This window comes from Micromonospora sp. NPDC006766 (genome assembly GCF_040636055.1).
Lineage (GTDB): Bacteria > Actinomycetota > Actinomycetes > Mycobacteriales > Micromonosporaceae > Micromonospora.
Window position 1 is genome coordinate 277,509 of record NZ_JBEYIX010000003.1, and the last position, 15,262, is coordinate 292,770.

Consider the following 15,262-nt stretch of genomic DNA (forward strand, 5'->3'; position numbering starts at 1 on the left):
CATCGTTCCACCCGATCGGAGGGGGTGTCCCACCGAGGACCCGCAGGCCATCGCCGAACGGGCGCGCCGGATACGGAAGGCGCTGTCCGTGAGCTGCACCTCAGCTCGCGCGCCTTCCGCCACTCCGGCTTCGCCGACACGGCGGCGGCCGACGGGTGAACACCGTACCGAGGTGCGCGCGAACCGCGGCCGCCAGTGTGTGCCGACCGAACTGACCGGCTTCACGGCGACGGTCGAGCCGCGGGCGCGCTGAGGATCGGTGGGCTGAGCCGGGGTCAGCCCACCGGGGTCGGGTAGCCGCGGTCGTGCTCGGCCTGAAGGCGAAGCATGGCGTGCTCGACGACAGTCACCAGCACCTGCTTGACCGACTCGCGGTTCCGGGCGTCACACAGCACCAGCGGCACGTCCGGCGAGATCGCCAGCGCCTCGCGGACCTCTTCCACCTCGTACAACGGGGCGTCGTCGAACCGGTTCAGCGCCACCACGTAGGGCAGCTTGCGGTTCTCGAAATAGTCCAGCGGGGCGAACGCATCGGTGATCCGCCGGGTGTCCACCAGCACGGCGGCCCCCACCGCGCCCCGGATGATCTCGTCCCACATGAACCAGAAGCGGGTCTGGCCCGGCGTACCGAACAGGTAGAGGATCAGGTCCTGGGCCATGGTGATTCGGCCGAAGTCCATGGCGACCGTGGTGGTCTCCTTGCCGGGCACCTTCGACGGGTCGTCGATGCCCACGCCGGCCGCGGTCATCAGCGCCTCGGTGGTCAGCGGAGTGATCTCGGAAATCGCACCGACCAGGGTGGTTTTGCCCACCCCGAAGCCACCCGCGATCACGATCTTCGCGGAGATGATCTCCCGGCCGCGGTTCGCCCCGTCGGGGTCATAGTTCGCGAAGTCCACTTAGCACCCTTCCAAGCAGGTTCATCCGCTCCTGGAATCCGGTTGCGGGAGCGGCAGTGTGTAGCGTCAGCAGGCCCTCGGCCACCATGTCGGCGACCAGCACCCGGGTGACCCCCAGAGGCATCCGGGTGTACGCGGCGATCTCCGCCAGCGACTGTGCCCGGCCTTCGCAGACCGTGGCGATGCGGTACTTGTCGTGCCCGGCGAACCGCGCCTCGGCCGACTGGGTGAAATTGCACGACAGCACCGCCTCGAGCGCGATGTTCTGCAACGGCTCGGTGCGGCCACGGGTGACCGCGTACGGTCGCACCAGCGCCCCACGCGGATCCCGCTGTGGTTCCATCTCGCGATCACCTCCCCTTCCGTACGGAGCCGGGCCGGCTCCGGATCACGTCCGCCACCCGGTCAGGACCGGACGGCATCCCTGGGCAGCGGAACCAGGGCCTGGCCGACCCGTTCCACCAGCAGCGCCATCTCGTAGCCCACCTGTCCGACGTCGCAGCTGCGGGCGGCCAGCACCGCCATCGACGAGCCGTCGCTGATGGACATGAGGAAGAGGTATCCGCTGTCCATCTCGATGACCGTCTGCAGCACCCCACCGGCGCTGAACATCCGGGCGGCGCCCTCGGTCAGGCTCACCACGCCGGAGGTGATCGCGGCGAGCTGGTCGGCCCGGTCCGTCGGCAGGTCGCGGGAGCAGGCGAGCAGCAACCCGTCCGCGGACACCGCCACCACGTGGGCGATGCCCGCCACGCTGTCGGCGAAGTTGCTGAGCAACCAACCCATGTCCTGCATGGCCGCCGGCCTGTTCATTGGTTCGTCTCCTTGGTCGAGGTGCTGTTCAGTTCCGCGCCGGCCGTCCTTCCCCGCTGCACACCGCGGTGGTAGGCCGACAGCAGTCCGCGTACTTCGTCCGGCGTCCGCCGGGTGTGGGCCCGGTTGCCCTTGGGCTCGACGCCGCCGGGCACGAGCTGGGCCTGCGGCACCCGCTTCGGCAGCCCGGACCGGGTGGTGCCGCCGTTGGCGGGCTCCGCGGCCTGGCTGGCCCGTGACCAGCCCTCGTCGGCCGCCGTTCGCCAGGCGTCCGCGTTGCCCGTCGGCGGCGACGGGGGTGCGGCGGCGGGCGGGGGTACGGGGGCCGGCGGGGTGGCCGGTGACGGCACGGCGGCCGGCGGGGTGGCCGGCGACGGCACCGCCGGCGGGGTGTACGGCGGGGGCGTGGTCAGCCCCGATGCCTGGGCGCCCGGGGTGCGGCTCGGCAGCGGCGGCCGCGGCGGAGAAGCTGCGGCGACCGGCTGTGGCGCGGCGGGTGCTGGCTCCTCGTCGAACCGCGGTCGGGTGAAGATGGTGGTTTCGTCGTTGCCGTGCGAGCGGAACCAGACCGCCTCCATCTCCCGGAAGATCGGTGCCTCGGCCGGCTGCTCGGGCTGGGCCACCACCGCCGCAGCCGGCGCCGGAGGCACCGCCGCAACCGGCGTGTACGCCGGCGCGTCCGGGTAGGCCGGCGGAACCGGGGCGGCCGGCGCACTCGTCTCGCCACTCGAAGCCCGCCTCGGCAGCGCGTCGAGCGTGGGGTACGTGACGGTGGGGCCACCGGCCGACCAGCCTGCGCCGGACACCGGGGTCGACGGCGCGGGCGGGACCGGCTCGGCCGACGGCCTGCTCGGCAGGGCACCACTCGCACCGCCCAGCTGCACGGCCGGGCCGGTGTCGCGCGCCTCGGCTGCGGCCTGCCAACGGGCGGGCGGCGGCGTGGCGGTACGCCACTGGTCGGTGAGGGTCGCCGTGCCGCCCCGCCCCGCGTCGGTCAGCGGGTCGGCCGGGGAGGTGCTCCGGCTCGCCGGAGACTGTTCGACGGCGAGCGGCTGGCGCGGCCGGGGCAGCGAGGCCTGGCCCCGGTTCGCCGGCAGCACCACGGCGGAGTTGGGCAGGGTCACCTGGGCGACGATGCCGCCCTCGACGTTGCGTCGCAGCTCCACCCGGATGCCGTAGCGGGAGGCGAGCCGGCTCACCACGGCGAGGCCCATCAGCCGGAACGCGGCCACGTCGACCGTCGGCGGGGCGGCCAGGCGCCGGTTCAGCGAGTCGAGCTGCTCGTCGGTCAGGCCGAGGCCGCGGTCCTCGACCTGGATCAGCACGTAGTCCCGGATCCGCCGGCCGTCCGCGACGACGATGGTGTTCGGCGGCGAGAACCGGGTGGCGTTGTCGAGCAGCTCCGCGACGAGACGGACCACGTCGTTGACCGCGTGCGCGGCGACCGAGATGTCGGTGTCGACGGTGCCGAACTCGATCCGGTTGTAGAGCTCGACCTCGGACTGAGCGGCCCGCAGCACGTCGATCAGGAGGGCGTCGTCCCGGCGCGGCACGGCCGAGTCGGCACCCGCAAGTACCAGCAGGTTCTCGTCGTTGCGGCGCATTCGGGTGGCCAGGTGGTCGAGCTCGAAGAGCTGCGCGAGCCGCTTCGGATCCTCCTCGCTGCGCTCGATCGCGTCCAGCTCGCCGATCATGCGGTCGACCAGGTTCTGTGAGCGCCGGGCCAGGTTGAGGAACATCGCCGAGACGCTGGTCCGCAGCGCGGCCTGCTCGGCCGCCACCCGGACCGCCTCCCGGTGGACCACGTTGAAGGCCACCGCGACCTGGCCGATCTCGTCACGGTTGGTCAGCTTGATCGGGTCCCGGACCTGCTGGACGATCTCGTCCACACCGCCGTCACCGATCGCCTGGACGTTCTGCAGCTGGCTCACCGCGTCCGGCAGGTCATGGTTCGCCACCGCCAGGGCGCCCTCGCGCAGCCGGCGCAGCGACTCGTTGAGCGAGCGGGCGAGCACCACGGCCAGCGTCACGGCGATGGCCAGCGTGAGCAGGACGAGCAGGCTCTCGATGACGGCCTGCCGGATGACGTCGGCGCGGATCTGGTCGGCCGCGCTGAGCAGCCGGTCCTGGAGCTGGACCTCGGCCCACCGCATCAGGTCGTTGACCGCGCCGATGGCGGTGGCGGCGTCCTCCCTCTTGACGAGGGGCGCCTGCCCGACCGAGCGGGACAGGTCGTTCGCCACCCGGTCGGCGAGCTGCACCGCGTCACCGGAGACGTTGCTGTCCACCAGGGACCGCTGCGCCGGCTCGGCGGCCCGCGAGAAGGCGAGCAGCGCCTCCTGCTGCGCGGTCAACGTGGCCAGGAAGGAGGCGAACTGCTCCTCGTCGAGCCGGTCGGAGGCGAGCGCGGTGAAGACGACCGCCTGCTCCTCGGCGACCTCGGCCTTGGCGTGGGCGAACGCGGCCACCGCGCGGCGGGCGTCGGCGATCTGCTCCGCGCCGGGCTGCTGGGCCAGGGTGTCGCCGTACGCGACGAGGTCCTTGAGGACGATGCCGTAGCGCAGGATCGCCTCGGCCACCGGCATCTGCTGCCGGTCCAGCACCTCCTGCCGGGTGCTGCTCAGCGTGGCGAGGTGGTCGTCGATCACCTGGAGCCGGGAACGGACCGAGGCCGGCACGTCGCCGAGCCGCCCCCGCTCGTGCCGGTACGTCGCAATCCGTTCGTCGGTGCGCCGTACCCGCAGGTTGTAGTTGTCTGCGTTGTTCGGCCCGGCCAGGTAGGCGGCCGCGGCCATCCGCTCCTTGTGCAGGTCGTCGGCGAGCGCCGAGACGTCCATCGACAACGCGGTCAGCGACCGGATCTGGGTGGCCTCGAATGCGCCTTGGCCGACCGAAACGAGTCGGATAGTTGCCAATGCGATGACCGCGGCGACCGGAACGACCAGGATGAGGGCAAGCTTCGAACGGATGCGCGCGTCACGAAGCCGAGGCAGCCGCCGTCGCCGCTTTCGCTGATCGGCGTCGGGGGTCTCGGGCAGGGTCGTAGGTCCGGTGCTCACGACATCGCCTCCGTCGTATCTTCCACGCCCGCCCCGCCGACCCGTGCCTGGTGCAGCGGCCAGCGCCACGCGCGGCACGGCCGGAATTTCATCAAAGATGATCCCGTTTGGGAAGCCGCGGCGGGGCAGGAAACGGTCGGCGGGGCTTCAACCCGTGCTCCGGTCAACTAATACCTTCTTTTCCCCAGACCCCTGAACTGGGCATGTCACCCCAGGTGGCCGGTCGTATCTGCGCAGTGAGCACCGGCCGGCCTCGCACATCCCCAATATGTGGGATGGGCGTCCCGAAAACGGCTTCCGTATCCGCGCTTGACCACAGGGCCCGGCATTGGCAAGGTTTTGCAGGCTTCGCGCACACCGTACGGCAAACAATCCCGTCACTCCAATGAGGACGGACGAGCGGTGATGATCGGGTGTAACGCCCGCCCCGCACCTGGAGGACTGAGTTGAGCCCCATCCGTTCCGCGAGCATCGCGGCGCTCGCATCGGCCGTGCTGGCCACCACGCTCACCGGCTGCCGGTTCGGCGGGGAGCAGCAGAACACCAGCCCGATCGTGATCGCTGCGGACCTCGAACTCTCCGGCGCCTCCGCACCCGCCGGCAAGGTGTACCAGCGGGCGCTGGAACTGAAGCGCGACCAGTTGAACTCCTCCGGCGCGCTCGGCGGCCGGAAGATTGAGCTCAGGATCAAGGACAACCGCTCGGACGCCGCCGAGTCCTCGCGCAACATCAACGATTTCAGCGCGGACTCGAGCGTCAGCGCCATCATCATGGGCGGTTGCAACGAATGTGCGGTTCGCGCCGCCCGCACGATCGGCGAGAAGGGCGTGCCGACCATCGCGCTCGCACCCTCCGTCGCCGTCACCGAACCGATCGCCGACCGCCGCTACATGTTCAAGCTGGCACCGAACGCGACCGACAGCGCCGCCACCCTCACCGCAGAGCTGGGCCGGCGCAACATCCGCAAGGTGGCCGTACTGCACAGCTCCGACAGCTACGACAGGGAAGGGCTCACCGCACTGCAAGGTGAGTTCGACAAGGCCGACATCAAGCTGCTCCGCGCCGAGGCGGTACGCCCGACCGACACCGACGTCAGCAGCCAGGTCGCCGGCCTGCTCGCGAAGAACCCGCAGGCACTGATCGTCTGGGCCTCGTCCGAGCAGGCCGCGCTGGCGGCCGCCAGCGCCCGGCAGGCTCACTTCGAGGGCTCGCTGTTCTTCGGCGCGGCGGCGGCCGGCGAGCTCTTCCTCGGCGCCTCGGCCCGCTCGACGGAACGGGCCACGCTGATCTTCACCCAGACCATGGTGATCGACGACGTCATCGCCACCACCCCGGCCAAGGCCGCACGTCGGCAGTGGTTCCAGGACTACACCGCCCGCTTCGGCGGCTATCACGGCTCCTCGTCGTTTGCCGCCGACGCGGTCCAACTCATCGCGGACGCCGAACTGCACGCCGGCGGTAAGACCGGCACGGTGAACCGGGACGCGCTGCGCGACGTCCTGGAGACCGCACAGCTCGACGGGCTCTCCGGCCCGATCCGGATGACCCCGGACAACCACTCCGGGCTGATGCCGCAGGCGCTGACGACGCTGGTGGCTCGGGGTGGGCGGTGGCGGCTGGCTGGGTAGTCGCTCTGGTGGGTGTGGCCCGACCGCAACCGGCTCCGGGCGGTCAGGCTTGATCCCTCCGCCGGTTGCGGTCGGGCCACACCTTCGGTGGTCGCTCGCCGTCCACCGCTTCACCTCGCCCTGGTGGTTACCGGGCGGAGGTGGTGGCCTTCACCCAGGGGAGGGCGAGGCGTTCGACGAGGGTGAGGGCCGAGTAGAGCAGGATGCTCATCAGCGCGATCAGCATGATCGCCGCCCACGACGTCGGGTAGGCGCCCATGCCGTTGTACTGGAGGATCTGGTAGCCCAGCCCCGGCCGGTCCGAGTAGAACTCCCCGATCACCGCGCCGATCGCGGCGAGCGGCATCGCCACCTTCAGCCCGACGAAGATCTGCGGCAGGGCGGCCGGGAACCGCACCTTGCGGAACGACTGCCACCACGACGCGTTCAGCGCCCGGGCCAGCTCGGCCAAGTCGGCCGGGGTGGTGGTCAGCCCGGTCGCGGTGGAGAGCACGATCGGGAAGAAGCACAGCAGGAACACCATGGTCAGGATCGGCTTCTGCCCCCAACCCGTCATGATCACCAGCAGCGGGCCGAACGCGATCTTCGGCACCGCGTTGACCGCCACCAGCAGCGGCGCGAACATTCGCTCCACCCGCCGGGAGGCGGCCAGGGCCATCCCGATCAGCACACCGGCCACCGCCGACAGCAGGAAGCCGGCCAGCGTCATCCAGGTGGTGCTCAGCAGCGCCGGTAGCAGCACGTGAGTCGTATCGGTCAGCGCGGACCAGACCTCCTGCGGCGGTGGCAGCGCCGCCCAGGGGACCAGGTGCAGGCCCGAGGTGACCAGCCACCAGGCCGCCACCGCGATCACCACTCCGAGCGCCGGCAGCCCCAGCGCCGCCGGACGCACCCGGGGACGGCTCGGCGCGGCTGTCGCCGGCGCCCCGGCAGAAGCCTCGGTCAACTGCGTCAACGTGTCCTCCTCTCTCGGCCGGCCGGACGACCGGCACGCGAAGGGGGGTGCGCCCCGCCGTCGCGGCGGGGCGCACCCCCGATGTCCGAGCCGACCGGTCAGGCCTTCGGCACGAGGTCGAAGTCGATGAACTGCTCGGGGGTGAGGTCCTGCTTGAGCGCGCCCGCGCCCTGCAGCAGGGCGATGCTCTTGGCGACCCGGCCGCTGTCCAGGGTGCCGATCGCGGTGCCGGAGTTGCTGGAGCGGACGTACGCGGCCATCAGCTCGAGCTCGGCCTTGGCCGCGGCCGGGTTGGCCGCGTCCACGTTCTTCTTCAAGATGTCCGCCGCCTCCTGCGGGTTGGCCAAGGCGTACTCGAGGCCCTTGAGTAGCGCCGCGGTGAACTTCTTGACCATCTCCGGCTTCTCCTTGGCGATCTTCGCGGAGGTGATCAGCGCGTTGCCGTAGAGGTCCTGCATGACGTTGCTGTAGGGCAGCACGACCGGCGCCTTTCCGGTCACCGCCGCGACCGTGGGCTGACCGACGACGAACTGACCAATGCCGTCGACCGAGCCGGAGCCGAGCATGCCCATCAGGGCCTGCGCCTCACCGTTGACCCAGGTCACCTTGCTGCCTTCGATGCCGGCCAGCCGGGCGTACGTCGGGAAGAGGTTGCGCACGACGGAGCCGGGGGTGTCGGCGAGCTTCTTGCCCTCCAGGTCCTTCGGGGTGGCGATGCCCTTGCCGTCCACGGAGACGATGGCGGCCATGGTCCGCTGTTGGATCGCGGCCACCACGACGAAGTCCTTGGCCTGGCCGTTGCCGAGCTGAAGGATGCCACCGGTCAGGTCGATCGGACCGAAGTCGGCCTGGCCGCCGGTGACGGTCTGGATGATCGAGCCGGTGCCCTGCCCGGGCTTGATGTCGACGTCGAAGCCGGCCTCCTTGAAGTAGCCCTTGTCCTTCGCCACCCAGGCATAGGCGTCACGGCCGAAGTTGCCAAACGAGGTGAGATAGGTCACCTTCTCCAGCGCACCGCCCGTGCCCTTGTTGTCGTCGGACTTGTCCGAACCGCTGCTGCAGGCGGAAACCAGGGCGAGGGCGGTGGCCAGCGCGGCGGCGGCGACCGTACGGGTCAACCTTCTCATCAATGCACCATGTCCTTTCCGACCAGGCAATGTTCGCCCGGACGGGTCGTTGATCCGACGGTGCCGACGAAGGGAATGAGCCGACAGGACCGTCGTGAGGGGACTCTTCGCGCGCAACAGCGTACGAGAAGGCAAGTGGAGACCGTCGGGCGTACGGGTTGCGGAACGGAAACGAAGTTGCCTGACGGAAAGTGGACTGCCGTCCACCCCTGACAGTGCTATGAGGAGCGTGCCGATACGCTAGGCCGACTCTCGATCGAGACGTGGAAGGAGCCGGCGGCAGATGATCCGACTGTCCGGGGTGTCCCGCACCTTCGACGGCCGCTCTGGGCGGGTCGAGGCGGTGCGCGGCATCGACCTCGACGTGGCGGAGGGCGAGTTCGTCGCCATCCTCGGCCGATCCGGCTGCGGCAAGTCGACCCTGCTCCGCATGATCGCCGGGCTGCTCCCGGTGACCGGCGGTGAGATCACTGTCGGCGGCACGCCGATCACGAAGCCGCGCCCGGACATCGCCATGCTGTTCCAGCGGCCGGCGCTGCTGCCCTGGCGCTCGGTGCTGGACAACGTCCTGCTCCCGGTCGAGATTTTCGGCTGGAGCCGGGCGAAGCACCGCGACCGGGCCCGCGCCCTGCTGGAAATGGCCGGGCTGGGTGGCTTCGAGAAGCGCCTGCCGCACGAGCTGTCCGGCGGCATGCAGCAGCGCGTCTCACTCTGCCGGTCGCTGATCGGCGAGCCGCGCGTGATGCTGATGGACGAGCCCTTCTCGGCGCTCGACGCGCTCACCCGGGAGGAGCTCTCCGGCGAGCTCCAGCGAGTGCACATGGAGACGAAGGCGACAATCGTCTTCGTCACCCACTCGATCGACGAGGCGGTGCTGCTCGCCGACCGGGTGGTCGTGCTCAGCCCACGGCCCGGCCGGATCCGCAAGGTGGTCGAGGTCGACGTGCCCCGGCCGCGCACCCTGGGTCGGCACGCGCACCTGGCCGACGTAGCCCGAATCAGTGCCGACCTGCACGAACTGCTGATGGAGCGGACCCCGCCGGACGTGGCGGGCGCAGCCGTCGACCCCACGCAGGCCCCGGTGCGAGCCGGCGCAGGAGGCCGCTGACCATGCGCGTGTCCGTGTTCACCGAGCCGCACCGCGGGGCCAGCTACGACGACCAGCTCCGGTTCGTCCGACGAGTCGAGGAGACCGGATTCGAGGGTTTCCTCCGGGCCGACCACTACCGCTCAATGGGCGACGACCCGGGGCTGCCCGGCCCCACCGACGCCTGGCTGACGCTCGCCGCGCTGGCCCGCGAGACCTCCCGGATCCGGCTCGGCACCCTGGTCACCTCGGCCACCTTCCGGCTGCCCGGGCCGCTGGCCGTGCAGGTGGCCCAGGTCGACCAGATGAGCGGCGGCCGGGTCGAGCTGGGCATCGGCGCCGGCTGGTACGAGCGGGAGCACACCGCGTACGGCATCCCCTTCCCCGCGATCGGCGAACGGTTCGACCGGCTGGCCGAGCAGCTGGAGATCATCACCGGGCTGTGGGGCACCCCGTCCGGCGAGACGTACAGCTTCAAGGGCGAGCACTACCAGCTCCTCGACGCGCCCGCGCTACCCAAGCCGGTGCAGCGCCCCGGGCCGCCGGTGATCATCGGCGGACGGGGACCCAAGCGCACCCCTGAGCTGGCCGCCCGGTACGCCGACGAGTTCAACGTGCCGTTCAAGAACGTCGCCGAGACCGCCACCGCGTACCAGCGGGTCCAGGCGGCATGCGACCGGGTCGGGCGCACCGAGTCGGGGCGACAGCCGCTGGTGTTCTCCACCGGAATCGTGGTGGCGATCGGGCGTACCGACGCGGAGGCAGAACGGCGGGCCGCGCCGCTGCGCGTCAAGAGCGCCCTGCCGCCGGAGGATCCGGTGATCGGCTCCCCGGCGCAGCTCGTCGACCGGCTCGGCGAGTTCGCCGCGATCGGCGCCACCCGGGCGCACCTGCGCCTGATCGACTTCGACGACCTCGACCACCTGGAGCTCATCGCCGCCGACGTGCTCCCCCAACTGGGCGGGAACTGATGACCGACCTCTCCGCCGACGTCGAGCTCGGCCCCGTGGGGCAGGAGATCGTCTACGAGAACGACAAGGTACGCGTCTGGCACATTCGCCTGGAACCGGGCGAGCGGCAGCCGCTGCACCGGCACGACCACCCCTACCTGGTGATCGCGATCCAGGGGGCCAAGAACGTCGTGCAGACCATCGACGGGCTCACGATCGACGCCGACGAGCCGACCGGCGGGGTGGTCTACCGTGACCCGGGCGCGGTGCACATGCTGACCAACGTCGGCGAGACGACCTACCTGGCCCGCCTGGTCGAGCTGAAATAGCCACCCGGCGTAGTCGAGCCGACGCGCCGCGCCGCGCGGCGGCATTGGTGGCGATCGCGGTCGCCGGGCCGTAACGTGCCGGGCATGGCCTTTCGGACGTGGGGCAGGCTCCTGCTCACGGCGCTCGGGACGAGCGTGCTGGCCGGGGCCGGTCAGCTCGGCATCGCGTACGGGATCGGCGTCGTGCGCCTCGACGGCGCGTTCACCGACGACGCGGTCAACCGGTGGCCCGCCCAGCTCGCCTGGGTCGGCTGGTTCGCGGCGGTCGCCGCAGTGGCCGGCGCGGTCGGCACCGAACGCCTCGCCCGCCGGGACGGCGCCCCAAGTGGCACCAACGCACAGCTTGCCGTCGCCGGCGCCGCCGCGCTGGGCGCGACCGTGGTCGCACCACTGTGCATGCAACCGGCCCGAGCGACCGAACTCGGCGGCACCGTCGACCCGGTGTGGGCGGTCGGCATCTGCGCGATCCTCGGCGCGGTGCTCGGAGCGGGTGCGGCGATCGTCGTCCTGCTCAAGCCGCCGATCGGATGGAACATCGCGCTCACCTCGGCAGCCGTCTGGCTGTTCGCGCTGGTCTCCGTAGCGCCGACGGTGTCCTCGGCCGGGCCGCTGGTCACCGTACGCCTCGGGGTCCTCGAACCGCCCTGGCTGGATGCCGAAACCGCACAGCGCCTGGCCATGCTGCTCCTGCCCCTGGTCGCTCTGCTCGCCGGCGCTGCGGTCGGCGCGCTGGCCCGCCGGCGCGGCCACCTGCCGCTGGTCGGCGGGGCGGCCGGAGCAGCCGGCCCGGCGCTGCTCGCCTTCGCGTACCTGGCCGCCGGCCCGGGCACTGTGGCCGATCGATACCAGCTCACTCCCTACTACGGGGCGCTGATCGCGGTCGCCGCCGGCGTGCTCGGCTCGGCCGCCACCACGGTGCTACGCCGGCCGACCATGGAGCCGGAGAGCACCCCACTCCAACCCACCGACATCCTGCAGTCCCTGCCGCCGTCGCCCGCGACCCCCGACAACCTGGGCACGGCCGTCGGGCCGGACGCCGGTGTCCCGCCGACGGCCGTAGGTACGGTCGACGTACCGAACCACCTCGGGACCGGGCAGGAAGGCTCCACGGGAGCCGTGGCCGCCACCCCCGCCCACTGGGACTGGCCCTCGCCCACAGCGGTCGCGCCAGCGCCCCGCCGGCCCGGTACCGTTCGGACGGCCCCCGACCCCGCCACCACCCCCGACGACCCGGGACCGGTGGCCGCGACTCCCACCCCTGCCGCACCAGAGCCGGGCGCTGCCCCGAGCACCGACCACGACACCGGCCCGGACGAGCCGGTCGTCGGCCCGGACGAGCCGGTCGTCGGACCGGACGAGCCGGTCGTCGGACCGGACGCGGAGGACCCGAGGCGGAACCTGCCGGTGCCAGGGCTGCTGCCCCCGAGGCGGCGTACCTCCGCCATCGACGTGCTCGCCGCCGGCCGCCCGGCACCGCAGCCGCCCGTCGAGCCCGACGAAGGCACACCCGCTCCTGCTTCGGACCGGGTTCCCGGGCCGGTGCCATCGCCGCAACCGGACGCCGCCACGGCGACGCCGTCGAGTCCGACGCCGTCGAGTCCGACGCCGTCGGGTCCGACGCCGTCGGGTCCGACGCCGTCGCCGGTTGCGGAGGAGCCGCCGGTTGCGGAGGAGCCGCCGGATCCCGCGCCCGACCTCCCCACCGTCGTCGAGGCTCCGGCGTCGCCACGCCCACGCTTTTCGATGTTCGAGGAGGTGCCGGACCAGCGAGCCCGCCTCCGACCGGCCTGGCCGGTCGTGCCCGCGCCGAGCCGGCCGGTCATCCCCGCGCCGAGCCAGCCCGTCACCCCGCTCGGCAGCACCGGACCGGACAGCGGTACCACCACCGACAGCGGTACCACCACCGACAGCGGTACCACCACCGACAGCAGCACCTCCGAGCGGACCGGCGCACCGGCGGACGAGACCCGGGGCGAGCAGCTGCCGCATCCCCGACACCAAACGCTCCCAGACCTAAGCCGGGACGTCCATTGGGACGCCTTCGCCAACGCCCGGCGCGCTGCCCCGGTCGGCCCGCCGACGGACGGCCGGCACGACGACGCCGGCGCGGCCATCGTGACGGATCCCGCCGAGGTGGAGCCGGGCGGCGGGAAGTCGAAGCTCCGTGGCCTGTTCCGGCGCAACCGGGCCAAGGAGACCGGACCGAGTGACGCCAGCCGGACCGATCACGAGTTGGAGCCGCTCGCGGCAAAGGACGAGGAGTACGTCGACTGGGTCGCCGGACTCGCCTCGGACGAAGGCGGGCAGGGTGCTCGCTCGCCGCGTACCGGCCGCCACCACCGCGACTGATCGGGGCCGGGCCGACCACCTGGCCGGCCCGGCCCGGACACGCTCAGGCCAGCGGCAGGTACACCCGGGCGCCGGCGTCCCGGAACTCGCCGGACTTGTCCCGCATGCCGCGCGCCGCGTAGTCCTTCAGCTCCTGGGTGACACCAGGAATGCCCGGCCGATGATCGCCGGCTCGCACTCGGGGTGGTTGACGTTGAGTGGCAGCACCGCCCGCCCGGCGGCGATCTCGTCCCGGACGAACTCCGGTGACCTGCCCTCCCGGATCGCCACGAACTCCATCTCCGGCGTGACCAGCCCGGCCCGCGCGTACGCGAGCTGGGTCGGGCGCTCTCCGGCAGCGCCGGCCAGCGGGGTGCCCGCGCCGCGCACCCGCGCGACGTCACCCCGTTCGGCGATCCACGGGCCGCGCAGCGGTGGCAGCCCCACCACCGGATCGGAGCCGGGGCCCGAGGTGTCGTAGAGCCGCACCGGCGGGTTGTCCCCGGTCAGCGTCACCTCGGCGAACGGCACCCGGATGTCCGGCCGGGCCCCTCGACGTACACCTTACGTCGTGCCTGCATGGCCGCCTCCTGTCGCCTCATGCGGACCAGCCGAAGTGGTCCAGCGGGCCGGGTCCCGCGCCCAGCTTCCAGTCCCGCGCGCCGGACAGCGCGCGGGTGACGTACTCCTTGGCGGCGGTGACCGCGACCGGCATCGGGTCGCCCGCCGCCAGCCGGACGGCAATCGCCGCCGAGAACGAACAGCCAGTGCCGTGGGTGTGCCGGGTGTCGACCCGGTACCCCCGCAGCAGCGTGGTCCGCCCGCCGCCGACCAGCACGTCCACGGACTCGCCGGCCGCGTCCACGTCACCGCCGGTCACCACCACGTGCGCCGGGCCGCCGGCCGCGAGGGCCTCGGCCGCCGCGACCATCTCCTCGACCGTGGTCACCGGGCATCCGGTGAGCGCGGCGGCCTCCGCGCAGTTCGGCGTCGCCACCTCGGCGTACGGAAGCAGCCGCTGGACCGCCTCCACCACGCCGAGCCGGTGCCCGCTGGTGGCGACCAGCACCGGGTCGACGACGAGGCGGGGCAGCCGGCCCGCCTCCGCCGCCTCGGCCACCGCGCCGGCGACCGCCGGGGTGCCGAGCATACCGGTCTTGACCGCGCGTACGTCGAAGTCGCCGAGCACGCTGTCGAGCTGGTCCCGGACCGCCTGCGGGGGCAGTGGCAGCACGGCGTCGACCCCGCGGGTGTTCTGCGCGGTGACCGCGGTGAGCACGCTGGTGCCGTACGCCCCGAGGGCGGCGAAGACCTTGAGGTCGGCCTGAATGCCCGCTCCCCCGCCGGAGTCGCTGCCGGCAATGGTGAGGACTGTCGTCGGGGTCACTCTTCTCTCCTGGTCGGTCTTGAGGGCTGCGGGCTTCGCGGCACGGGGGTGATCGCCTCGTCGAAAGCTCTGGTCAGCGTGGTGGCTGCCTCGCCTGGGTTTGTGGCGCGCATGATCGCGCCGAGCACCGCTACTCCGACGGCGCCTGCCTGGACGCACGCCTGCACCTGGGCTGGTGTCTCGATTCCGCCGAGGGCGAGGATCGGCACCGGGCTGACCTGGATCAGATCGGCGAGCCCCGCCCGGAGGAGGGGTGGGCCGTAGCCGGGTTTGGTTCTGGTGGGGAAGACCGGCGAGAGGGTGGCGTAGTCCTCTGTGGTGAGGCGGGCCAGCTCGGTGGCGTCGTGGCAGGAGCGGCCGACGAGTCCGACGGCCGGCGGCGGGTACGGGCCAGCGGCGGGCAGGTGCACGGCGTCACCGTCGAGCGGGTCCGGTCCCGCGACGATCAGGGTGCCACCCACCTCGGCCAGGACCGCCCGCAGCTCGACGGCGAGCGCGGCCCGCTCCGGGCGCGGCAGGTCCTTCTCCCGCAGCACCACCCACCGCACTCCCCCACCCACCACCGCCGCCGCGACCACCTCCACCAACACCCCCCGAGCCCCCCACCGATCGGTGAGCAGCACAACTCCGCACGGTGCGTCACTCGACGAGATCTTGGAAGAATCCGGCCCCTCCAGGGGCCACCCCCTTCCAAGATCAA

Annotated in this window: 13 protein-coding genes and 1 pseudogene; 5 read left to right on the plus strand and 9 right to left on the minus strand. The window is 72.1% G+C overall.

Annotated features, from left to right (window positions below):
* Positions 1-275: 275 nt before the first annotated feature.
* The 4 genes from ABZ671_RS06925 to ABZ671_RS06940 all read right to left on the minus strand — a co-directional run bounded on the left by ABZ671_RS06925 (position 276) and on the right by ABZ671_RS06940 (position 4,771).
* Positions 276-899 carry an ATP/GTP-binding protein gene (locus ABZ671_RS06925; RefSeq protein WP_357852461.1) on the minus strand — a complete coding sequence of 208 codons (624 nt, stop codon included), beginning with the start codon at positions 897-899 and terminating at the stop codon, positions 276-278.
* Positions 880-1,242: a DUF742 domain-containing protein gene (locus tag ABZ671_RS06930; RefSeq protein WP_357852464.1), complete on the minus strand. Its 363-nt coding sequence runs from the start codon at positions 1,240-1,242 to the stop codon at positions 880-882. The genes ABZ671_RS06925 and ABZ671_RS06930 overlap by 20 nt, the downstream gene beginning before the upstream one ends.
* Positions 1,243-1,304: 62 nt before the next feature.
* Positions 1,305-1,712: a roadblock/LC7 domain-containing protein gene (locus tag ABZ671_RS06935; protein WP_357852467.1), complete on the minus strand. Its 408-nt coding sequence runs from the start codon at positions 1,710-1,712 to the stop codon at positions 1,305-1,307.
* On the minus strand, positions 1,709-4,771 hold the full coding sequence (locus tag ABZ671_RS06940; RefSeq protein ID WP_357852470.1) for a nitrate- and nitrite sensing domain-containing protein: 3,063 nt from the start codon (positions 4,769-4,771) through the stop codon (positions 1,709-1,711). Before ABZ671_RS06940 ends, ABZ671_RS06935 begins: the two co-directional genes overlap by 4 nt.
* Positions 4,772-5,217: 446 nt before the next feature.
* On the opposite strand from ABZ671_RS06940, the gene ABZ671_RS06945 reads away from it, so the two are divergent.
* A complete protein-coding gene (locus ABZ671_RS06945; protein ID WP_357852473.1) occupies positions 5,218-6,399 on the plus strand; it encodes an ABC transporter substrate-binding protein in 1,182 nt (393 codons plus the stop codon).
* Positions 6,400-6,526: 127 nt separating this feature from the next.
* Here the strand turns inward: ABZ671_RS06945 and ABZ671_RS06950 are convergent, their stop codons facing one another.
* Both ABZ671_RS06950 and ABZ671_RS06955 read right to left on the minus strand, forming a co-directional pair.
* The gene (locus ABZ671_RS06950; RefSeq protein WP_357852619.1) at positions 6,527-7,345 is read right to left on the minus strand and encodes an ABC transporter permease; all 819 of its coding nucleotides are present in this window, start codon (positions 7,343-7,345) and stop codon (positions 6,527-6,529) included.
* A 107-nt stretch (positions 7,346-7,452) separates the two neighbouring features.
* Positions 7,453-8,481 carry an ABC transporter substrate-binding protein gene (locus ABZ671_RS06955; RefSeq protein WP_357852476.1) on the minus strand — a complete coding sequence of 343 codons (1,029 nt, stop codon included), beginning with the start codon at positions 8,479-8,481 and terminating at the stop codon, positions 7,453-7,455.
* A 283-nt stretch (positions 8,482-8,764) separates the two neighbouring features.
* Between ABZ671_RS06955 and ABZ671_RS06960 the strand changes: the two genes are divergently transcribed.
* The 4 genes from ABZ671_RS06960 (at position 8,765) to ABZ671_RS06975 (ending at position 13,196) form a co-directional block, all read left to right on the plus strand.
* Complete coding sequence (locus ABZ671_RS06960; protein WP_357852478.1) at positions 8,765-9,589, plus strand: ABC transporter ATP-binding protein; 825 nt, start codon at positions 8,765-8,767, stop codon at positions 9,587-9,589.
* Between the two features lie 2 nt (positions 9,590-9,591).
* On the plus strand, positions 9,592-10,539 hold the full coding sequence (locus ABZ671_RS06965) for an LLM class F420-dependent oxidoreductase (protein WP_357852481.1): 948 nt from the start codon (positions 9,592-9,594) through the stop codon (positions 10,537-10,539).
* Positions 10,539-10,847, plus strand: coding sequence for a cupin (locus ABZ671_RS06970; protein WP_357852484.1), 309 nt, complete (start codon positions 10,539-10,541; stop codon positions 10,845-10,847). Before ABZ671_RS06965 ends, ABZ671_RS06970 begins: the two co-directional genes overlap by 1 nt.
* An 84-nt stretch (positions 10,848-10,931) precedes the next feature.
* Positions 10,932-13,196: a hypothetical protein gene (locus tag ABZ671_RS06975; protein WP_357852487.1), complete on the plus strand. Its 2,265-nt coding sequence runs from the start codon at positions 10,932-10,934 to the stop codon at positions 13,194-13,196.
* Positions 13,197-13,337: 141 nt separating this feature from the next.
* On the opposite strand, the pseudogene ABZ671_RS06980 reads toward ABZ671_RS06975, so the two are convergent.
* The 3 genes and pseudogenes from ABZ671_RS06980 to ABZ671_RS06990 form a co-directional block, all read right to left on the minus strand.
* Positions 13,338-13,756, minus strand: a pseudogene (locus ABZ671_RS06980) (phosphomethylpyrimidine synthase ThiC); the annotation flags it as partial.
* A 17-nt stretch (positions 13,757-13,773) separates the two neighbouring features.
* Positions 13,774-14,562, minus strand: coding sequence for a bifunctional hydroxymethylpyrimidine kinase/phosphomethylpyrimidine kinase (thiD, locus tag ABZ671_RS06985; RefSeq protein WP_357852489.1), 789 nt, complete (start codon positions 14,560-14,562; stop codon positions 13,774-13,776).
* Entirely contained in the window at positions 14,559-15,215 is a 657-nt protein-coding gene (locus ABZ671_RS06990) for a thiamine phosphate synthase (RefSeq protein WP_357852622.1), read from the minus strand. Before ABZ671_RS06990 ends, thiD begins: the two co-directional genes overlap by 4 nt.
* Positions 15,216-15,262: the final 47 nt, after the last annotated feature.